At 70.3% G+C, this 17,638-nt stretch carries 24 protein-coding genes; 13 read left to right on the forward strand and 11 right to left on the reverse strand.

Annotated elements, in window-relative coordinates; all coding sequences use genetic code 11:
* Positions 1-23 precede the first annotated feature (23 nt).
* Positions 24-713: a thiamine pyrophosphate-dependent enzyme gene (locus AB0C38_RS43025; protein ID WP_360685052.1), complete on the forward strand. Its 690-nt coding sequence runs from the start codon at positions 24-26 to the stop codon at positions 711-713.
* A complete protein-coding gene (locus AB0C38_RS43030) occupies positions 713-1,603 on the forward strand; it encodes a transketolase (protein WP_360685206.1) in 891 nt (296 codons plus the stop codon). The genes AB0C38_RS43025 and AB0C38_RS43030 overlap by 1 nt, the downstream gene beginning before the upstream one ends.
* On the opposite strand, the gene AB0C38_RS43035 is transcribed toward AB0C38_RS43030, so the two are convergent.
* The gene (locus tag AB0C38_RS43035; RefSeq protein WP_360685055.1) at positions 1,581-2,678 is read right to left on the reverse strand and encodes a hypothetical protein; all 1,098 of its coding nucleotides are present in this window, start codon (positions 2,676-2,678) and stop codon (positions 1,581-1,583) included. The genes AB0C38_RS43030 and AB0C38_RS43035 overlap by 23 nt on opposite strands.
* A gap of 324 nt (positions 2,679-3,002) precedes the next feature.
* Here AB0C38_RS43035 and AB0C38_RS43040 point away from each other — a divergent pair, with 324 nt between their 5' ends.
* Positions 3,003-3,569: an NUDIX hydrolase gene (locus tag AB0C38_RS43040; RefSeq protein WP_360685058.1), complete on the forward strand. Its 567-nt coding sequence runs from the start codon at positions 3,003-3,005 to the stop codon at positions 3,567-3,569.
* Here AB0C38_RS43040 and AB0C38_RS43045 read toward each other — a convergent pair.
* The 3 genes from AB0C38_RS43045 to AB0C38_RS43055 are packed head-to-tail and all read right to left on the reverse strand — an operon-like array spanning position 3,558 to position 5,529.
* Positions 3,558-4,094, reverse strand: a complete 537-nt coding sequence (locus AB0C38_RS43045) for an NIPSNAP family protein (RefSeq protein WP_360685061.1) — start codon at positions 4,092-4,094, stop codon at positions 3,558-3,560. The genes AB0C38_RS43040 and AB0C38_RS43045 overlap by 12 nt on opposite strands.
* A 37-nt stretch (positions 4,095-4,131) precedes the next feature.
* The gene (locus AB0C38_RS43050) at positions 4,132-5,304 is read right to left on the reverse strand and encodes an acyl-CoA dehydrogenase family protein (RefSeq protein WP_360685064.1); all 1,173 of its coding nucleotides are present in this window, start codon (positions 5,302-5,304) and stop codon (positions 4,132-4,134) included.
* Between the two features lie 48 nt (positions 5,305-5,352).
* Positions 5,353-5,529 (reverse strand): hypothetical protein, encoded by a 177-nt coding sequence (locus tag AB0C38_RS43055; RefSeq protein ID WP_360685067.1) that lies wholly within the window; start codon positions 5,527-5,529, stop codon positions 5,353-5,355.
* 173 nt (positions 5,530-5,702) lie between these two features.
* On the opposite strand from AB0C38_RS43055, the gene AB0C38_RS43060 reads away from it, so the two are divergent.
* From AB0C38_RS43060 to AB0C38_RS43080, 5 genes are all read left to right on the forward strand, one after another.
* On the forward strand, positions 5,703-6,557 hold the full coding sequence (locus tag AB0C38_RS43060) for a hypothetical protein (RefSeq protein ID WP_360685070.1): 855 nt from the start codon (positions 5,703-5,705) through the stop codon (positions 6,555-6,557).
* Positions 6,558-6,588: 31 nt separating this feature from the next.
* Positions 6,589-7,209 carry an imidazole glycerol phosphate synthase subunit HisH gene (gene hisH / locus AB0C38_RS43065; protein WP_360685209.1) on the forward strand — a complete coding sequence of 207 codons (621 nt, stop codon included), beginning with the start codon at positions 6,589-6,591 and terminating at the stop codon, positions 7,207-7,209.
* 36 nt (positions 7,210-7,245) lie between these two features.
* Positions 7,246-7,983, forward strand: a complete 738-nt coding sequence (priA, locus tag AB0C38_RS43070; protein WP_360685074.1) for a bifunctional 1-(5-phosphoribosyl)-5-((5-phosphoribosylamino)methylideneamino)imidazole-4-carboxamide isomerase/phosphoribosylanthranilate isomerase PriA — start codon at positions 7,246-7,248, stop codon at positions 7,981-7,983.
* A 91-nt stretch (positions 7,984-8,074) separates the two neighbouring features.
* On the forward strand, positions 8,075-8,434 hold the full coding sequence (locus AB0C38_RS43075; RefSeq protein ID WP_360685077.1) for a DUF1330 domain-containing protein: 360 nt from the start codon (positions 8,075-8,077) through the stop codon (positions 8,432-8,434).
* Between the two features lie 31 nt (positions 8,435-8,465).
* A complete protein-coding gene (locus AB0C38_RS43080) occupies positions 8,466-8,942 on the forward strand; it encodes a GNAT family N-acetyltransferase (RefSeq protein ID WP_360685080.1) in 477 nt (158 codons plus the stop codon).
* Here AB0C38_RS43080 and AB0C38_RS43085 read toward each other — a convergent pair.
* Genes AB0C38_RS43085 through AB0C38_RS43095 form a run of 3 tightly spaced genes read right to left on the reverse strand, consistent with a single transcriptional unit; the run spans position 8,926 to position 10,770 of the window.
* Entirely contained in the window at positions 8,926-9,312 is a 387-nt protein-coding gene (locus AB0C38_RS43085; RefSeq protein ID WP_360685083.1) for a PPOX class F420-dependent oxidoreductase, read from the reverse strand. The genes AB0C38_RS43080 and AB0C38_RS43085 overlap by 17 nt on opposite strands.
* 13 nt (positions 9,313-9,325) lie before the next feature.
* Positions 9,326-10,060: an ABC transporter permease gene (locus AB0C38_RS43090; protein ID WP_360685085.1), complete on the reverse strand. Its 735-nt coding sequence runs from the start codon at positions 10,058-10,060 to the stop codon at positions 9,326-9,328.
* Complete coding sequence (locus tag AB0C38_RS43095) at positions 10,057-10,770, reverse strand: ABC transporter ATP-binding protein (protein WP_360685088.1); 714 nt, start codon at positions 10,768-10,770, stop codon at positions 10,057-10,059. The genes AB0C38_RS43090 and AB0C38_RS43095 overlap by 4 nt, the downstream gene beginning before the upstream one ends.
* A gap of 159 nt (positions 10,771-10,929) precedes the next feature.
* On the opposite strand from AB0C38_RS43095, the gene AB0C38_RS43100 reads away from it, so the two are divergent.
* Complete coding sequence (locus AB0C38_RS43100; protein WP_360685091.1) at positions 10,930-11,877, forward strand: hypothetical protein; 948 nt, start codon at positions 10,930-10,932, stop codon at positions 11,875-11,877.
* On the opposite strand, the gene AB0C38_RS43105 is transcribed toward AB0C38_RS43100, so the two are convergent.
* The 4 genes from AB0C38_RS43105 to AB0C38_RS43120 all read right to left on the reverse strand — a co-directional run bounded on the left by AB0C38_RS43105 (position 11,867) and on the right by AB0C38_RS43120 (position 15,712).
* The gene (locus AB0C38_RS43105) at positions 11,867-12,847 is read right to left on the reverse strand and encodes a hypothetical protein (RefSeq protein WP_360685094.1); all 981 of its coding nucleotides are present in this window, start codon (positions 12,845-12,847) and stop codon (positions 11,867-11,869) included. The genes AB0C38_RS43100 and AB0C38_RS43105 overlap by 11 nt on opposite strands.
* Positions 12,844-13,341, reverse strand: a complete 498-nt coding sequence (locus tag AB0C38_RS43110) for a SigE family RNA polymerase sigma factor (protein WP_360685097.1) — start codon at positions 13,339-13,341, stop codon at positions 12,844-12,846. The genes AB0C38_RS43105 and AB0C38_RS43110 overlap by 4 nt, the downstream gene beginning before the upstream one ends.
* 94 nt (positions 13,342-13,435) lie before the next feature.
* On the reverse strand, positions 13,436-14,929 hold the full coding sequence (locus tag AB0C38_RS43115) for a right-handed parallel beta-helix repeat-containing protein (RefSeq protein WP_360685100.1): 1,494 nt from the start codon (positions 14,927-14,929) through the stop codon (positions 13,436-13,438).
* A 186-nt stretch (positions 14,930-15,115) separates the two neighbouring features.
* Positions 15,116-15,712, reverse strand: a complete 597-nt coding sequence (locus AB0C38_RS43120) for a TetR family transcriptional regulator (protein WP_360685103.1) — start codon at positions 15,710-15,712, stop codon at positions 15,116-15,118.
* 38 nt (positions 15,713-15,750) lie between these two features.
* Here AB0C38_RS43120 and hisF point away from each other — a divergent pair, with 38 nt between their 5' ends.
* From hisF to AB0C38_RS43140, 4 genes are read left to right on the forward strand one after another with little or no spacing between them, the layout of a single operon-like run.
* Positions 15,751-16,524, forward strand: a complete 774-nt coding sequence (gene hisF, locus AB0C38_RS43125; RefSeq protein WP_360685106.1) for an imidazole glycerol phosphate synthase subunit HisF — start codon at positions 15,751-15,753, stop codon at positions 16,522-16,524.
* Positions 16,521-16,898 (forward strand): hypothetical protein, encoded by a 378-nt coding sequence (locus AB0C38_RS43130; protein WP_360685109.1) that lies wholly within the window; start codon positions 16,521-16,523, stop codon positions 16,896-16,898. The genes hisF and AB0C38_RS43130 overlap by 4 nt, the downstream gene beginning before the upstream one ends.
* Entirely contained in the window at positions 16,895-17,257 is a 363-nt protein-coding gene (hisI, locus tag AB0C38_RS43135) for a phosphoribosyl-AMP cyclohydrolase (protein WP_285483495.1), read from the forward strand. Before AB0C38_RS43130 ends, hisI begins: the two co-directional genes overlap by 4 nt.
* A complete protein-coding gene (locus AB0C38_RS43140) occupies positions 17,254-17,616 on the forward strand; it encodes a DUF1304 domain-containing protein (protein ID WP_360685113.1) in 363 nt (120 codons plus the stop codon). Before hisI ends, AB0C38_RS43140 begins: the two co-directional genes overlap by 4 nt.
* Positions 17,617-17,638 lie beyond the last annotated feature (22 nt).

Here is a 17,638-nt window from a genome sequence, read left to right on the forward strand (position 1 = left end):
AGTCGAGGTTGCATCGTCGGAGTATGACCACTGCGACCGAACCGGGCTACGCCGAGCTGCCGCGACTGATCTCGCTGATGACCGGCGACGACAAGCACCACGCCGCCGCGGAGTCCACTGTGGACGTCCTGTGGGTGCTCTATGACCGCGTGCTCGACGTCACGCCGTCGAACTTCCGCTCGCCGGACCGTGACCGGTTCTTACTGTCCAAAGGGCACGGTCCGATGGCTTACTACGCCGTGCTCACCCTGAAGGGCTTCCTCGACGAAGCCGAGCTGCCGACGTGGTCGAACGCGCTGTCGCGCCTCGGGCACCATCCCGACCGGCGGCGCGTTCCCGGCGTCGAGATCTCGAGCGGTTCCCTCGGCCACGGCCTGCCGATCGCCCTCGGCACGGCGCTGGGTCTGCGCGCCCGCGGGCTGACGTCGAAGGTCGTGACGCTGGTCGGCGACGCCGAGCTGGACGAGGGCTCGAACCACGAAGCGATCGTCGTCGCGGCGCGCTTCGGGCTGGAGAACCTGACGACGGTGGTGATCGACAACCGGTCGTCGACGCGCGGCTGGCCGGGAGGCATCGCGCGTCGCTTCGAGGTCGAGGGCTGGGAGACGCGCACGGTGTCCGGCCGCGACCACGCCGCGCTGTACGAGGCGTTCACGACGTCGCATCCGGGGCGGCCGCTGGCGGTCGTCGCGGTTGTCGAACCGAAGGGCTGATTTCCATGAGGGAAACGTTTTTGCGGACGACCGAGGAGATCCTGGACGCGGACCCGGACGTGGCGGTGGTGCTGGCCGACATTTCGGCGGCCCAGCTGGCCGGCGCGGCGCGGCGGCACCCGGACCGGGTGATCAACGTGGGGATCCGCGAGCAGCTGCTGGTCAGCGCGGGCGCGGGCCTGGCGCTGGCGGGGCTGCGGCCGATCGTGCACACGTTCCCGTCGTTCCTGGTGGAGCGGGCGTTCGAGCAGATCAAGCTGGACTTTTCGCACCAGGAGGTGGGCGGGGTCCTGGTGTCGTACGGGGCGTCGTACGACATGTCGGCGGAGGGGCGGACGCACCAGTCGCCGGGTGACGTTTCGCTGATGGACTCGCTGCCGGGCTGGACGGTGCACGTGCCAGGGCATGCTGCCGAGGCTCGGCGGTTGCTGCTGGAGTCCGTTCCTGGGGACGGGCGGGTTTACCTGCGGTTGTCCGCGCAGACCAACGCTTCGCCGCACCTTGGCGTCGGGTTCACTCGGCTGCGGTTCGGGTCGGCTGGTGTTGTGGTGGCTGTGGGGCCGGTGCTGGATCGGGTTTTGCGGGCGTGCGCCGGGCTGGATGTCACGGTGTTGTATGCGTCTACTATTCGGCCTTTCGACGCTGCTGGTTTGCGGTCGGCTGTGCTTTCGGCTTCGCCTTCAGTGGTTCTTGTGGAGCCTTATTTGGCCGGGACTTCGGCTTTCTGGGTTTCCGAGGCGCTGTCGGACTTGCCGCATCGGTTGCGGTCTTTGGGGGTTCGGCGGGATGCGGAGGTTCGGACTTACGGGGGGATTGTCGACCATGATCTGGCGCATGGGCTGGATGCGGGGTCGTTGAGGTTGTCGATCAAGGACTTCTTGGGGGAGTAGGCGGAGCGGCGCCGGTGCTGGGGGTACCGGTGGCGGGATGTTTGTAGCTCACGTTCGTCGGGACGCCGCGGAGTAGCTCTATCACCTTGACGTTGTTCCGTCGCTCATCTTCGGTGCTCACCGGCAACCGGACGTGCAGGCTCTCGTAGAGCTTGAAGCGGTTGAGGTCGATCAAGGTGCGTACCGCCGCCGTGTATTCGTCGGCCGCGGCGACCGACGCCCGATAGGCGAGATACGTCAGGGCGTGTGTGGCCAGCGCGATGAGGAGCCATAGGCGGTCTGTAAATAGACAAGCCACGGTCTCGGCGGTGGCCAGCACCGAGACGACACAGAGGCGAACTGACGTATCGAGCTGCTGCCGCGTATCCCGCAGGTAGAGCAGGTGTCGCTCTTCAGCGACGAGAGTGAAGTGAGGGGCGGTGGTGACGGCATCGAGCCCGTATTGTTGGCCGGCCCGGTCTTCTTCTCTGCGCAGCGTGTTTCCCAATCGGGTCGGCATGATCCGGGAAGCATCGGGATATCGGTCTGCCGCGTAGCCGAGAGTCTCGGCGGCGAGGATCCATGGTGTGAAGTCATCACCGCGGCGGGAGTCCAGAAGACCTTCCCGGTCTTCCTCGGTTATCGGCTCTTTCTCCAACGTTGCCGGGTCCGAGTCCAGCACCAGCCTCGCATCCACGAGTTCTCGCAGCTGCGCGTCGACTGATCCCGCCTGCTTTCTCAGGTCCAGCTTCTTCTTCCGATAGTGGTCGATCCTGATGAGAGCCAGCACCCGGGCGAGTCGATTGTGCCCCCAGTACCCCTCCAAGAGCTGGACCATGGCGAATTGGAGGGGGTGCAGGAAGAGGCCGGTGATCAGGCTGGCGAGGATGATCCAGGCGACCTTGGCCACCGTCGGCTGGCCGAACTCGTGGCCCAGTTGCTTGAGCTGCGGCCCACCTTGCCAAGCACCGCTGGCGATGAGGGCCGCCGACCACAGAACGAGGAACAAAGCCGGCAGCATGCTGACGATGCTGAACTGGCGGCCAATCCGACTGCCGACCGAGATGGCGCTGTCAGCCAGTGACTGTGAGCTCATTTCGTGGAGCTCGCCGAGTCATCGGGTCGCTTGCCGCATTCGCTGCACCGGAGAATCCCACGTCTGTTGCGCTCGAACACGCCGTGGCAGCCGGGGCGGTCGCAGGGGCTACCGTCGTCGGTGGGCTTTCTCGCCGGTGCTCGGAATGACGGGAACTCGTGACCGAGGCGCGTCTGCAGCCGAATCAGGGCCGAGAGGAGCCGAAGCCTGCGCATCCGCCTCACCCCGCCTCCCAGGATTCGACCATGTTAGGCCAGCATTCAGGGCTAGTCGACAAGTCGGGACGAGGTGGGGATGGGCCTTTCGCCCTGGGCGGTGCCTGCTGTGGGCATCGTGGTCGTCGCCGTTGCCGGGGTGTTCGGGGCGGCTTGGGCTTGGCTCGCCACCGGGGTGCTGGTGGCTTCGGGGGTGGGGTGGCTCGGTTGGGTGGTGCTCCGGGAGGGGAAGCCCGATAGCGTGACCTCCATGGGGTCCAGCATTCGGCCGATCGCGCTCGGTCTGATTCGGCGGCGCGAACAGATCCTTGTCTTCGAAGGGCGCGATGACGTCAAGGGCGAGACCTACTACCGGCCGCTCGGGGGTGGGGTCGAGTTCGGTGAGCGCAGCGATGACGCCCTCGTGCGCGAGTTTCGTGAAGAGCTTGATGCCTCGATCGTCGTCAAAGAGCGGCTCGGGGTCCTCGAGAACGTCTACGCCTACCGGGGCAACCCCGGGCACGAGATCGCCTTCGTCTACGAAGCCGAGTTCGTCGACGCCGGTCTCTACGCCCGAGACGAGATGAAGATCCTCGACGATCCCGCCACCGCCCGGTGGGTCGACCTCCAGGACTTCCGGAACGGCAGCAAGATCCTCTATCCCGCCGGGCTCACCGAACTGCTCTTATCGGAGTAACGAACGCGCCGTCGGTTCCAGTTGCTCCCCGGAAGGCTCGCGGCTGAACCACACCGACACCGGCCCGTCCGTGTGGACCGGCAGCTGGGGGAAGTTGTTCGGAGACGGCTCCGTCTCGAACGCCGCGAACACCGATGGCGGCGGCTCCGAAACCGGACCCACGGTCACGTACACCCCGGAACCCGTCGGTGGCGAAGCCAGCCCGCGAAGGACCGGACGGAGCAGATGCACGTCGTCCGAGTCGACCATCGTTGCGTTCGCCGCCTCGCGATGCGCCTTCCAGACCGGGCCGAAGTAGAACTCCTCAAGGGCCGATTTCCGGGCAGCCAGAGACCGGAAGCCCCGCAGCCACACGAACTGGTCCGGCGCAGCGGGTGAACGGAACAGCCCGAACAGATGCGCTCCGGCCTCCTCCAGGGGCTCGACGAACTCCCGCTCGAACAGCGAGATCAGCTCGTCACGCCGGCCCGGGTGCAAGGTGTAGCGCCGCAGCTCGAGCACCGTCTCAAACGAAGAAAAGTCCACGGGCAGGAAGCTACCGCTCACCACCGACAAAAACGGATCAGCGGAACGCCGCCAGCCCCGTCACCGCCTGGCCCAGCGACAGCGCGTGCATCTCCTCCGTGCCCTCGTACGTCAGCACCGTCTCCAGGTTCGCCATGTGCCGCATCACCGGGTACTCCAGCGAAATCCCGTTCGCGCCCAGCATCGAGCGGGCGGTGCGCGCCACGGAAAGAGCCGAGCGCACGTTCGCCATCTTCCCGAAGCTCACGTGGTTGTGGTGCAACGACCCCGCGTCCTTCAGCCGCCCGATCTGCATCGCCACCAGGCCGGCGCGGTTGACCTCGACCAGCAGGTCGGCCAGCTTGTGCTGCGTCAGCTGGAACCCGGCCAGCGGCTTGCCGAACTGCGACCTCGACAGCGTGTACTCCAGCGCCGACTCGTAGCACGCACGAGCCGCCCCGACCACGCCGAACAAGATTCCGTAGCGGGCCTCGTTCAGGCACGACAGCGGTCCGCGCAAGCCCCGGACCTCGGGGAACGCCGCGGATGCGGGCAGCCGGACTCCATCCAGGACCAGCTCCGCCGTCAAGGACGCTCGCAGGGACAGCTTGTGCTTGACCTCGTTGGCCGTGAACCCCGGTGTCGACGTCGGGACGACGAAGCCGCGGATCCCGTCGTCGGTCTGGGCCCAGACCACCGCGACGTCGGCGACCGTTCCGTTGGTGATCCACATCTTCGTGCCCGACAGCACCCAGTCGGACCCGTCGCGCACCGCCCGCGTCCGCATCGAGCCCGGGTCGCTGCCCGCGTCCGGCTCGGTCAGCCCGAAGCACCCCAGCGCGTCGCCGGTGGCCATCCGCGGCAGCCACTCCTGCCGCTGCTCCTCGCTGCCCCACTTGTGGATCCCGTACATCGCCAGCGAACCCTGCACCGACACGAAGCTCCGCAGCCCCGAGTCGACGGCCTCCAGCTCACGGCACGCGATGCCGTACGCGACCGCGCTCGTGCCGGCGCAGCCGTAGCCCTCCAGGTGCATGCCCAGCAGCCCCAGCGAGCCGAACTCCTTCGCCAGTTCAGCGGCGGGCAGCGCGCCCGTTTCGTACCAGTCCGCGACCTGGTCCAGCAGGTTGTCCTTCGCGTACGCGCGGACGGCGTCGCGGATGGCGCGCTCCTCCTCGGCGAGCCCGGCGTCGAGGTCGAGGAAGTCGTGCGGATCAGGGGTGCGACTCATAAGGGCTCCCGGGGGACGCGTCGATGCGGCCCCCGCAGGAAACCACAGTCAGGCGTCTGTCCTCCGCGTGGCGTTCGTCACGCGGGCAGCAGACGCGGACGGCGAACACCGCGGACGGACCTGCTGGCGGGGGATCAGCAGCTCGCTGAACTGCGGAAACGGGACGCTTTCGATGTCGTCGCGCCAGGCGTGCAGCATCTGGGACAGCAGATCGTCCTCGGACATCTCTTCGCCTCCCTGGCGTCCGGTCGTGCCGGGGTCAGCCCGCACGATCGGGTGACTTGATACCCAGCGATCGGGACGCCGAAACGCTCTTCTTCAAGATTCTTCCGGCCCGCGGTCCCTTCGTGGCAGAATCGCGTCGCCGCCGCCAAGGCCTCTACTCCCGAGGAGCGCACATGCGCGCGGCCAGTCTGCTCGTCCTCACCACCGCCACCCTGCTCGCGGCCACCGGCGTCGCCACGGCGCACGAAAACGCCTGGCGCCAGGTCGGGCACACCACCGCCGAGAACCGGGTCAGCGGCGAGGGCATCGCCACGCTGCGGCTGCCCGGCCACCCGTCCGAGATCGTCTACCGCAACGGCGCCACCATCCCGCAGCCGCTCAAGGACGAGGGCTGGGGCCACGTCGGCGACCCGGACTCACTGCGCGGCTACGTCTTCGACGTCTACCAGGACACCGTCACCCCCACGCCCACCACGAAGATGTACCTGGTCACCAAGCCCGACGGGACGACGACGGAGTTCGTCCACCCGCTCGCCGCCGACGAGCCCGCCCCGAACGCCAACGCCCAGGTCGCGGCTACTCCCGACGGCCAGTGGCTGGTCTCCGGCCCGCTCGGCGAGATCGACCGCCTCTACGTCTCGCCGACGCCGTTCCTGAACCCGCGCGGCCCGAAGCAGGCCGGCGACCTCCCCGTCGCCGCCCGCATCCACCTCGACCACCACATCCGCAGCGCCCAGGGCTGCGACTTCGTCAGCCCGACGCGCCTGATCTGCGCCACGAGCGACCCGAACAACGACCTGTACCCGACGAACCTGCAGCTCCTGCAGATCGACCTCCCGCGGCCCCTGAACGGCCGTGACGTCACGGCGAAGGTGCGCGAGATCAGCCAGGTTCCGCTGGTCAGCACCTGCACCGGCACGTTCACCCCGGAAGGCGTCGACTACGACGCCGGGGTGCTGCGCGTCGAGGTCGTGCCGCCGGCGCCGTGCAACACCGTGACGGACGTCTATTCGTTCGAGCGCCGCTGAGGGCGACGGCTACGCTGGGTGCGTGTCTCGTGTGGTGATTCTCGACTACGGTTCCGGCAACCTCCGCTCCGCCGAACGCGCCGTGGCGCGCGCCGGGGCCGAAGTCGAGGTCACCGCCGACCCGCATGCCGCGATCGAGGCCGACGGCCTGCTCGTGCCCGGGGTCGGCGCGTACTCGGCGTGCATGGCGGGGCTCCTGGACGTGAAGGGCCACCGGATCATCGGCAAGCGCCTCGCCGGCGGCCGTCCCGTGCTCGGCATCTGCGTCGGCATGCAGATCCTCTTCTCCCGCGGCGTCGAGCACGGCGAGGAGACCGAGGGCACGGGGGAGTGGCCGGGCGTCGTCGACCGGCTGGAGGCCGACGTCCTGCCGCACATGGGCTGGAACACCGTGCGCGCGCCGGCCGGCACGCAGCTCTTCGCCGGCCTCGACCCCGAAGAGCGGTTCTACTTCGTCCACTCCTACGCCGCCCGCAAGTGGGAGCTGGAATCGGGCCTGGCCGGCCAGGAACCGAAGGTCACCTGGGCCCACCACGGCGAGGACTTCGTCGCGGCGGTCGAGAACGGGCCGCTCTGGGCCACCCAGTTCCACCCGGAGAAGTCCGGGGACGCCGGCGCGCAGCTGCTGCGCAACTGGCTCGCGACCCTCTGACCGGGTGACGCGCGTCTCCGCCCTAGAGTTACCGGCGTGACTTTCACGCTGCTTCCCGCCGTTGATGTGGCCGATGGCCAGGCCGTGCGACTCGTCCAGGGCGAGGCCGGCACCGAGACCTCCTATGGCAGCCCGCTGGAGGCGGCGCTCGCCTGGGAGCGCGACGGCGCCGAGTGGATCCACCTGGTCGACCTCGACGCCGCCTTCGGCAAGGGCAGCAACCGCGAGCTGCTCGCCGACGTCGTCGGCCGGCTCGACGTCCAGGTCGAGCTCTCCGGCGGCATCCGCGACGACGCGTCGCTGAAGGCCGCGCTGGCCACCGGCGCCCGCCGGGTCAACCTCGGCACCGCCGCGCTCGAGGACCCGGAGTGGACCGCGCGGGTGATCGGCGAGTACGGCGACCGCGTCGCGATCGGCCTCGACGTGCGGATCACCGAGGCCGGCCACCGCCTCTCGGCCCGCGGCTGGACGTCCGACGGCGGCGACCTGTGGGAGGTGCTGGAGCGCCTGGACCGCGACGGCGCGTCCCGCTACGTCGTGACGGACGTGAGCAAGGACGGCACCCTGCGCGGCCCGAACCTCGAGCTGCTGCGCGACGTCGTCGCCCGCACCGACGCGCCGGTGATCGCCTCCGGCGGGGTGTCCAGTGTGGACGACCTCGTCGCGCTGGCCGGCCTGGCGTCGGACGGCGTCGAGGGCTCCATCGTCGGCAAGGCCCTCTACGCCGGCGCGTTCACGCTGCCGGAGGCTCTCGCCGCGGTCGCGAAGGTCTGACCGGCGGAGTGGCGCCGGCATTACCTCCGGCGTAATCGACTCCACGCCCGCAAGGCGTCAGGATTCCTTTCAAGACAACGAAAGGAACGCCATGACCGCCTACGGAATCGCCCACCTGCGCCCGCCGGCCGAACTGCCCGAGGACGTCTTCCGGTACCTGGAGCGCATCCAGGCGACGCTCGACCCCTTCGGCGGCAAGTTCGTCGTGCACGGCTCGCCGGTGCAGGTCATGGAAGGCGACTGGCCCGGCGCGCTCGTGGTCATCGAGTTCCCGGGCCTCGCCGCCGCGCACGAGTGGTACGACTCCGCCGCGTACCGGGAAATCCTGCGGTTGCGGGCCGACCACATCCCCGGTGACCTGGTGATCGTCGAAGGCTGCGGGCCGGACCACGACTCGGCCGCGATGGCCGCGGCGATGCGCGCGGCGAAGGCGACCCCGATAAGGGGCTGACAGCAGCCCCGTGGAGCCGTAGGTTGCCGCGGTGGAGGAGATCGTCACCGAGCTCGAAATGACCGCCGCCGAACACCTCAACCCCGCGCCGGTCGTCGACGGCGTCACGCTCGAAGCCACCGGAGCGGGGCCGTCGATCCGCGACCTGCACGTCCGGATCGGGACGCCGTACCTCTGGCCGAGCGCGTCCCGATCGGACGAAGACTGGGAACGCTGGCTCGCCGAACCGGACCGGCGGTACCGGCTCGTCGAGTACCGCGGCGAGGTCGCGGGCGCCGCGGACTTCGAGCCACAGCCCGGCGGTGACGTCGAGATCACCACCTTCGGCCTGCTGCCGGAGTTCGTCGGCAAGGGGCTCGGCGGCTACGCGCTCACCCTCGTCGTGGCCGACGCGTGGACGCTGCCCGGCGCGCGCCGCGTCTGGCTGCACACCTCGACGCTGGACCACCCGAACGCGCTGCCGAACTACCTGCGCCGCGGGTTCCGCAGCTTCAGCCGTCGAGCTTGACCGCGATCCCGACCGTCCGGTCCGCCGGGCCGCGCAGCTTCGAGAAGAACATCGTGACGCGCCCGACGATGCCGTACTTGCGGGTGATCGCCCGCCGGACGCGCTCGGACTCGGACAGGTCCAGCAGCCGCGCCTGCCCGCTCGCCACCGCGCCGTGGGTCTTCTTCCCGCGGACGTCGCAGGCCTGGACCTCGACCCGGCCGCTGTTGCGGATGCGCTTGACCTTCCCGGCCTTGCGCTCCGACCACAGCACGAGCTCGCCGCCGTCGCCGGCCACCCAGATCGGGGTCGGCACCGCACGGCCGTCCTTGCGGAACGTGGTCAGGACGACGTAGCGCTCGGCCGCGAGCCGGTCCGTTTCGGATGCCATGCGTCCACGGTAGTCACGGCGTCCGTCGCCGCAGCGTCGCCGCGCCGAGCACCAGCGCCAGCAGCGCGCAGCACGCCACGACCACGAGGTTCCGCAGGATCACCGCGTCCACCGTCGAAGAAGCCGTGACGCGGGTCAGCGCCTCGACCGCGTACGACAGCGGCATGACGTCCGAGAGCCACCGCAGCAACCAGCCCATTTCTTCGCGCGGCACGAACAGCCCGCACAGCAGGATCTGCGGCAGCACGAACACCGGCATGAACTGGATGGCCTGGAACTCCGTGCGGGCGAACGCGCTGACGAACAGCCCGAGCGCCATGCCCAGCAGCGCGTCGAGGACGGCGATCACCAGCAGCAGCACGACCGAACCCGCGAGGTCGAGGCCGAGCCACCACAGCGAGACGCCCGCCGCGAGCGCCACCTGGACGACGGCGATCGAGCCGAACGCCAGCGCGTAGCCGAAGAGCAGGTCGAGCCGGCCGATCGGGAGCGTCATCAGGCGTTCGAGGGTGGCCGTGGTCCGCTCCCGCAGCGTCGTGATCGACGCGATGAGGAACATGATCAGGAACGGGAACACGCCGAGCAGCGCGGGCGCGACGCGGCTGAACACCAGCGTCGAGTTGAACACGTACCGCAGCAGGATCATCAGCAGCGTCGGCACCAGGATCAGCATCACGACGGTGCGCGGGTCGTGCCGCAGCTGGGTGAGGATGCGCCGCGTCGTCGCGAGCGTCAGCGCCGGGTTCACGAGGCGGCCCGCACCAGGTGCAGGAAGGCCTGTTCGAGGTCGGCGGCGCCGGTGCGCTCGCGCAGGGCGAGCGGGGCGTCGTCGGCCAGGAGGGTGCCTTCGCGCATGAGCAGGAGGCGGTCGCAGCGCGCGGCTTCGTCCATGACGTGGCTGGACACCAGCAGCGTGGCGCCGCCGTCGGCGAGCCGGCGGAAGAGCGCCCAGAGCTCGTCGCGCAGCAGCGGGTCGAGCCCGACGGTCGGCTCGTCGAGCACCAGCAGCTCCGGCTCGCCGAGCAGCGCGACAGCGAGGTTCGCGCGGTTGTGCTGCCCGCCCGACAGCGATCCGACGAGCTTCCCGGCGTGGTCCGCCAGGCCGACCTCGTCGATGACTCTGTCCACATCGGACGCCGGCGCACGCAGCACGGCGGCGAAGTACCGCAGGGCTTCCCGGATGGTCAGGTCGGCGTAGATCGCCGGGTTCTGCGTCGCGTAGCCGATCCGGCGCCGCAGCGGCGGGCTGCCGGCGGGCAGGCCGAGCACGGTGACGGTGCCGGCTTCGACGATCTGCACGCCGACGATCGCCCGCATCAGGGTCGTCTTGCCGCAGCCGCTCGGGCCGAGCAGCCCGGTGACGGCGCCGCGCGGCACCGAGAAGCTCACGTCCCCCACGACCTCCCGGCCCCCGCGCCGGACCCGCAGGCCGGTGACCTCGAGCGCAGAATTAGTCATGCGTTTAATTCTGCGCCTGGTGAGTTCCCGGCGTCAAGAGGCGGGAAAAACGCCTAGTCCGTTCGCCCCGCGAACCCACACGACCGGCGGAAGCGTTTCGACACCCGTGTCTGAAACGCTTTGAAGTCTTGGGATTCTCGCTGACCTGGAGGGACGTCGATGGCCGTCACGCAGCAGGTACCGGTTCATCCGCAAGCACAGTTCTTCGGCGCGGGGCCCTACCCCACGCGCCGCGTCGCGATCGCCGTCGTCGCGGTGCTCGCCGGCTTCGCGCTGACCGCGCTGTGGTCCGCGCCGTTCGTCGACTCCGTCATCGGCGACAGCGTCGCGAACGGACTCCTCGGCTACGACGCGAAAGCCACGCCGATCAGCGGGGTCCTCGCCGGGACGCTGTTCGCGTTCGTCTCCGGCCTCGCGGGCTCGTTCACCGCCTGCAACATCGCCGCGTTCGGCGCGGTCGCCCCGCTGGTCGGCGGCCAGGCCGGGGAGAAACAGCGCTTCGCCACGACGCTCAAGCCGCTGGGCTGGATCGCGGCCGGCCTGCTGGCCGTGTCGATCGTCTACGGTGTCGTCGTCGCCCTGGTCGGCACGCGGATGCCGCAGTTCTCCACCGCGCCGACGTCCGGGCTGAGCGCGCGCAGCATCCAGTCCATGGTCGCCTTCGGCGTCGTCGGGCTGGTCTTCCTGGTGCTGGGCCTGATCGCGCTCGGCATCCTGCGGAACCCGTTCGCCGGGTTCGTCGCCCGGCACCCGGCGGCACCGCTCGTCCTGATGGGCGCGCTGATCGGCGGGTTCCTGATCGGCCGGCCCTACCCGCTGTTCCGGATCATGTTCCGCAGCGCCGCCGAGCAGCACAACGTCCTCTACGGCGCGGCCGCGTTCGCCCTGCAGTCGGTCGGCAACATCGTCGTCATGGCGGTGCTGTTCCTCATCCTGACGCACGCCACGGGCGGTCGCGTGCAGCGCTGGCTCGCCGCGAAACCCGCCCGGATCGCGACGGTGACCGGTGCGGCGCTGCTCGTCGGCGGCACGTTCACGCTGCTCTACTGGGACGTCCGCGTGCTGGGCCGGCTCGGGATCATCTGGTTCCCGATGGTCAGCTGGTAGCCCGCCCGAGCCACCGGTAGTCGGGCGCGGGGTCGAGCTGGACGTCGTCGGCGATGGCGACCAGTTCGGCCTCCGGCCGCGGGCCCGCGACCGTCAGCCAGCGCCCCGACGGCAGCCGGACCGCGACCATCGCCGTCTCGCCGGGCTTCGGCGCCACGAAGAACCCCTGGCCGCCGCGCACGGTGACCGGGGCGGCGCCGTTCACGCCGGGGGAGCCGGCGCTCGCCGTGACGCGGACCGCGGGCACCGACGGCCGCGCGGGATCGGCGGCGGTCAGCTCGGTGCTCGCGTCGGCCGGGCCGGTGCCCTTCACCGCCGCCGACCGTTCCGCCAGGCCCTCGGGGAGCGCACCGAAGCGCAGTTCGCCGCGGACGCCGACCGGCTCGGGGGTGACGGCCTCGGCGATCCGCTGGGCGACCGCGCGGGCGTCCGGCACCCCGCCGACCCGCACGGTGAGCACGTGGTCGTCGTCGGCCAGCCAGGTGAGCAGGGCGGCGCCGCCGGTGTCGCCGGTGACCATGGCGACCCGGCCGTGCACCAGGATCTGGTCGCGGATCGACGCGATCCGCAGCGCGGTCCGCGACCACTCGGGATCGGCGGTCGAGTACGCCGAGAGCGTGATCTCGGCCGGGCCCGCGAACCACCGCCGGACCTGCGGCGTGATGCCGGGGCCGCCCTCGCGGTACTGCTCGGTGAAGCCGTCGGGCAGCCGGCCGGGGCTGTAGCCGAGCACCGGCCGGCTCGCCGCCGGGTCCAGGTGGGACGTCGTGAACGCCTGCGTGCCGGTGATGACCCCCGCCACCACCACGACCACGGCGGCGGCCACCAGCGCGAGCCGCGCCCCGGGCCGCTGCTTGCGACCGGCGCGGGCGAGGGCGTCCCGGACCGCGTCGCCGTCCGGGGCGCGGGCGGCGACGCGGTCGAGGCTTTCCCGGATCAGCGTCTCGGTCTCGTGGTCGCTGCGGGTCATTCGGGGGCTCCGGTGGTGAGGACGGCGGGGTGCGGGGCGGTCCGCAGGGTGGCGAGGGCGCGGGAGATCTGGCTGCGCACGGTGGAGGTGCCGCAGCGCAGGACGGCGGCGATCTCGGCGTCGGAGTAGTTCTCGTAGTAGCGCAGGACGATCGCCGCGCGCTGCTTGCGGGGCAGCGTCTCCAGGAGGCCGAGCATGGCGTCCCGCTCGTCGTAGGCGGCCGACGGGTCGGCCTCCGGCGGGCCGAGCGCGTCGAGGACGTCGTGGCTGCTCGGCACCATCCGCCGCACCGCACGGCGGCGCCACGACAGGTACTCGTTGGTGATCATCCGCCGGACGTAGGTGGGCGGGGCCTCGATGCCGTCCCAGCGCTGCTGGGCGCGCAGCAGCACGTCCTGGACGACGTCCTGCGCCAGGTGCGGGTCGTTCGTCAGGACGGTGGCGTAGCGCAGGAGGCCGTCCAGCCGCTCCGCCACGAACTCTTCAAAGCGCACGCGCGCCCCTTCCGTCCTCCTTTGGACGCGTGAGCGGGGCGGGGTGATGCATGGGGGTGGAAACTTTTTCGGAAGAGATCGGCTTCGGGCGAGTTCAGCACTGCGGGGTCACGCCGTCGAAGGACGCGCAGTCGTCCTGGTTCCACGGCTCGTTCTGCCATTGGACCGGGGTGACGGTGCGGGAGCTGTCGCCGGCCACGAACGTCCACGGGCCGACGTAGTGGTTGCTGTACCAGTAGTTGTCCTGGTCGTGGGCGATCGCCTCCTGCACGAGGGTGCCCCGGTAGGGGGACCAGGCCGGGTACGTGCCGTAGTTCGACAGCACCGCCATCCGGCCGCACATGCCGGCGCAGCCGGGCCGGTCGGGGTCGAAGCGGAAGGTGTTCGAGTGGATCTCGACCCGCTGGGTCTTCCAGCGGCAGTCGTCGTAGAGCGGCCGGGTCGCGATGCCCGGCGCCGCGCACTGGTTGCGGTCGGTGACCAACTTGGTGCAGGTCGCGGTGGACGTGTTCGCCGGGCTGTTGCAGAAGCGGTCGGCGTTCTCCCACAGCGTGATGGCGGACCAGTTGTCGGCGAAGTCGTTTCCGTAGATGTCGATGACGTCGGTGCGGGCCGGCACCCGGGGGTCGCCGCCGGACTCGGACAGGTAGATCGCCGCGGTGGGGAAGTTGTCGCCGCGGGCCGCGCGCCTGCTGCCGGCCACCACGTTGTTGCGCCGGATGGCGTTGTGGCGGATGACGAGGTTGTAGCTGATTTCGTAGAAGATCGCCTCGGCGTCGTTGTCCTCGATGACGTTGTCTTCGATCAGGAAATCGTTGTCGTTGGTGTCGGCCCACAGGCCGGCGCCGCGGTTGTGGTGGACCCAGTTTCCCCGGATGTCCGCGCCGTTCACGGCCCAGAACTTGATTCCGCCGCTGCAGCCGCAGCCGGGATTGCGCGTTTCCCAGTCGTCGACGTTGTTGCCCGAGATTTCGTTGCCCTCGACGAGCAGCCCCGTGATGGCGTTGTCGGGACGGTAGGCGTTCATCCCGTACTGCCCGTTGTCGCGCAGGCAGTTCGCCCGCACTTCCTGCCGGTCGCCGGCCATCAGCGCGGCGCCGCCGTTGTTCTGGATGGTGTTGTGCTCGATCACCCAGTGCGCGCCGGAGTCGTGGTTGACCACGCCCTGGTCCTGGGGAGCGACGAAGTTTTCGATGGTGAGGCCGCGGATGACGACGTCCTGGGCCTGCTGCGTGAAGGCGGCCCGGTTGAGGCCGCGGCCGTCGAGCACCGCGCCGGGGGCGCCGAGGTAGGTGTCGCCGTCCTTCGGGATGACCTGCCCGAACCCGTCCTCGGCCAGCCGGTGCGTGCCGGGCGGCAGCCAGAAGGTGGTCCCGGGCGGCGAGGACTGCGTCTTGACGCTGAGGTCGCCGTCGACCGCCGGATCGACGACCACGGCACCGGGTGGAGCTTCGGGGTTCAAAGCGGGTTGGCGGTCGCACACGGCCCCCGTCCCGCCGATGTCGGTGGCACCCGCGGCGGCCGGGAAAACGGGAGTGACCAGGGCGGCGACGAGCAGGACGACAAGCGCGGAATGGGGGCGCGGCATGCGGTAAACGTACGCGGCGTCGATCGTGGGGACACCGCCATAAGGGCACGGCTTCTCCCCTTGTGGGTGATTTTATCTGCGGTGAATTCGGGTGCTGGTCATGGGTAGATAATCACCGGTTCCGGCCGCATGACAAATGCGGGACAATGGGAATCCCCACGAAGAACGCGATTTTTGCCGCCGCCCTCACGGCGGGCCACCGACGGTTTCGCGGCCTTCCAGGTAGTACTGCGCCACCGGCGCGAGCAGCGCGACGATCTCCTCGTCGTCCGCGTCCGCCAGCGGGGGCAGCTTGATCACGTACCGCAGCAGCGCGACCCCCATCATCTGCGCGGCGATCCCGGCGACGCGGATCCGCGGGACGTCCAGCGCGCGGGCCACCTCGGCCAGCACCGTGCGCTCGATGAACTGGCGCATCATCAGCGCGACCTGCTCGTTCGTCGCCGCGGCGCGCAGCATCGCGATGAACGGCGTCCGCCCCTCGGGCGTGGCCCAGACCGCCAGGAACGCGCGCACCAGGCGTTCCCCCAGGCCCGGCCGCGGGCCCGCGAGGATCGCCGGGACCAGCTCGGCCGGGTTCACCGGCAGGTTCATCGAGGCCGCGAACAGCTGCTGCTTGCTGCCGAAGAAGTGGTGCAGCAGGGCGGCGTTCACCCCCGCGTCGGCGGCGATCCCGCGGACCGTCGCGCCGTCGTACCCCAGCTCGGCGAACCGGTGCCGGGCCGCGTCGAGGATCTTCTCCCGCGTCTCCGTCTGCCCCGGCCGCCGCCCCGCCTGTGCCATTGGCCGAGCTTAGAACGCCCCTGACTACGCTGGTGGGCATGTCTGTCGCGGTGCGGGTGATCCCCTGTCTCGACGTCGACGCGGGCCGGGTCGTCAAGGGCGTCAACTTCGCCGGCCTCCGCGACGCCGGCGACCCCGTCGAGCTGGCCCGGCGCTACGACGCCGAGGGGGCCGACGAACTCACGTTCCTCGACGTCACGGCGTCCTCCGGCGACCGCGAGACCACCTACGACGTGGTCCGCCGCACCGCCGAGCAGGTCTTCATCCCGCTCACCGTCGGGGGCGGCGTCCGCAGCAACGACGACGTCAACCGGCTGCTGCGCACCGGCGCGGACAAGGTGAGCATCAACACCGCCGCGATCGCCCGCCCGGAGTTCCTCCACGAGGCCTCCCGCCGCTTCGGCTCCCAGTGCATCGTCCTGTCGGTCGACGCGCGCCGCGTGCCCGAGGGCGGCGAGCCCACCGCGTCCGGCTTCGAGGTCACCACCCACGGCGGCCGCCGCGGCACCGGCATCGACGCCGTCGAGTGGGCCGCGCGCGGCGAGGAGCTGGGCGTCGGCGAGATCCTGCTGAACTCCATGGACGCCGACGGCACCAAGAACGGCTTCGACCTCGAGCTGATCGGGCTGGTCCGCAAGGCCGTGCGGGTCCCGGTGATCGCCAGCGGGGGAGCGGGCGCGCTCGGGCACTTCCTGCCCGCGGTCCGCACCGGCGCCGACGCCGTGCTCGCGGCCAGCGTGTTCCACTTCGGACAGCTGAAGATCGGCGACGTCAAGGACGCGCTGCGCGAAGGTGGGGTCGAGGTCCGATGAAGTCCTGGCAGGCACCCGTCGAGGTCAAGGTCGTCGCCGCCCTGATGGTCGGGCTGCCGGTCGCGTGGGCGCTGCTCGACCTCATCCCGGTCATCGGCGCCGGCTCGGGCCTGGAGATCTTCCGGATCCCCGCGCTCGCGCTCATCCTCGGCGGGGTCGTGACGACCGGGCTCGTGCTCAAGCTGGGCAGCGCCCGGATCGGCGGGCTGATCATCTCCGTGGTGTTCGCGCTGCTGCACGCGTTCCTGCTGCTCGGCGCCGCCCTGTGGTGGAACAAGCTGTTCTCCGGCCTGTCCTTCGCCGGCTACGGCTACGCGTTCGTCCTGTTCAACTCGATGCCGCTGAAGCGGCACATCCTGGGGGTACGGGCATGACCCTGGACGCGGCCGTCTCGGCGCGCCTCAAGCGCAACGCCGACGGCCTGATCGCCGCCGTCGTCGTCGAGCACGCCACCTCGGACGTGCTGATGATGGCCTGGATGAACGACGACGCGCTCGCCGCCACCCTCGCCACCCGCCGCGGCACGTACTGGTCGCGCAGCCGGGAGAAGCTGTGGGTCAAGGGCGAGACGTCCGGGCACTACCAGCACGTCCGCGAGGTGCGGATCGACTGCGACGGCGATACGGTCCTGCTGCGCGTCGACCAGACCGGCCCGGCCTGTCACACCGGCACGCACACCTGTTTCGACACCGAGGAGCGCCTGCTCCTGGCCGACGAGAAAGAGCACGCGTGACAATCGTCGCCGACGTCCTGGTCGGGCTGGTCGCCCTGATCCACGTCTACATCGTCGTCCTGGAGATGTTCCTCTGGACGACGCCCCGCGCCCGCGCGGCCTTCGGCACGACGCCGGAGTTCGCCGAGGAGTCCAAGACGCTGGCCGCGAACCAGGGGCTGTACAACGGCTTCCTGGCGCTCGCGCTCGTGTGGGGCTTGATCGCGAGCGATCCGACGGGCTTCCAGCTCAAGCTGTACGGGATCGTGTGCGTGATCATCGCGGGCCTCTACGGCGCGGCGACGGCCAGCAAGCGGATCCTGTTCGTCCAGGTGCTGCCGGGAGTTTTGGCGCTCATCGCGCTCCTGCTCGCCCGCTGACCCCGCGCCGCCCGGTCGGCGA

The organism is Amycolatopsis sp. NPDC048633, assembly GCF_040650695.1.
Classification (GTDB): Bacteria; Actinomycetota; Actinomycetes; order Mycobacteriales; family Pseudonocardiaceae; genus Amycolatopsis.

What these genes read in the sequence shown, in the direction of transcription:
- AB0C38_RS43025 (WP_360685052.1), top strand. Translation starts at nt 24, where the DNA reads ATGACCACTGCGACCGAACCGGGCTACGCCGAGCTGCCGCGACTGATC.
- AB0C38_RS43035 (WP_360685055.1), bottom strand. Translation starts at nt 2,678, where the DNA reads ATGAGCTCACAGTCACTGGCTGACAGCGCCATCTCGGTCGGCAGTCGG.
- AB0C38_RS43050 (WP_360685064.1), bottom strand. Translation starts at nt 5,304, where the DNA reads ATGAGTCGCACCCCTGATCCGCACGACTTCCTCGACCTCGACGCCGGG.
- AB0C38_RS43055 (WP_360685067.1), bottom strand. Translation starts at nt 5,529, where the DNA reads ATGTCCGAGGACGATCTGCTGTCCCAGATGCTGCACGCCTGGCGCGAC.
- AB0C38_RS43060 (WP_360685070.1), top strand. Translation starts at nt 5,703, where the DNA reads ATGCGCGCGGCCAGTCTGCTCGTCCTCACCACCGCCACCCTGCTCGCG.
- AB0C38_RS43075 (WP_360685077.1), top strand. Translation starts at nt 8,075, where the DNA reads ATGACCGCCTACGGAATCGCCCACCTGCGCCCGCCGGCCGAACTGCCC.
- AB0C38_RS43085 (WP_360685083.1), bottom strand. Translation starts at nt 9,312, where the DNA reads ATGGCATCCGAAACGGACCGGCTCGCGGCCGAGCGCTACGTCGTCCTG.
- AB0C38_RS43095 (WP_360685088.1), bottom strand. Translation starts at nt 10,770, where the DNA reads ATGACTAATTCTGCGCTCGAGGTCACCGGCCTGCGGGTCCGGCGCGGG.
- AB0C38_RS43100 (WP_360685091.1), top strand. Translation starts at nt 10,930, where the DNA reads ATGGCCGTCACGCAGCAGGTACCGGTTCATCCGCAAGCACAGTTCTTC.
- AB0C38_RS43105 (WP_360685094.1), bottom strand. Translation starts at nt 12,847, where the DNA reads ATGACCCGCAGCGACCACGAGACCGAGACGCTGATCCGGGAAAGCCTC.
- AB0C38_RS43115 (WP_360685100.1), bottom strand. Translation starts at nt 14,929, where the DNA reads ATGCCGCGCCCCCATTCCGCGCTTGTCGTCCTGCTCGTCGCCGCCCTG.
- AB0C38_RS43120 (WP_360685103.1), bottom strand. Translation starts at nt 15,712, where the DNA reads ATGGCACAGGCGGGGCGGCGGCCGGGGCAGACGGAGACGCGGGAGAAG.
- hisF (WP_360685106.1), top strand. Translation starts at nt 15,751, where the DNA reads ATGTCTGTCGCGGTGCGGGTGATCCCCTGTCTCGACGTCGACGCGGGC.
- AB0C38_RS43130 (WP_360685109.1), top strand. Translation starts at nt 16,521, where the DNA reads ATGAAGTCCTGGCAGGCACCCGTCGAGGTCAAGGTCGTCGCCGCCCTG.
- hisI (WP_285483495.1), top strand. Translation starts at nt 16,895, where the DNA reads ATGACCCTGGACGCGGCCGTCTCGGCGCGCCTCAAGCGCAACGCCGAC.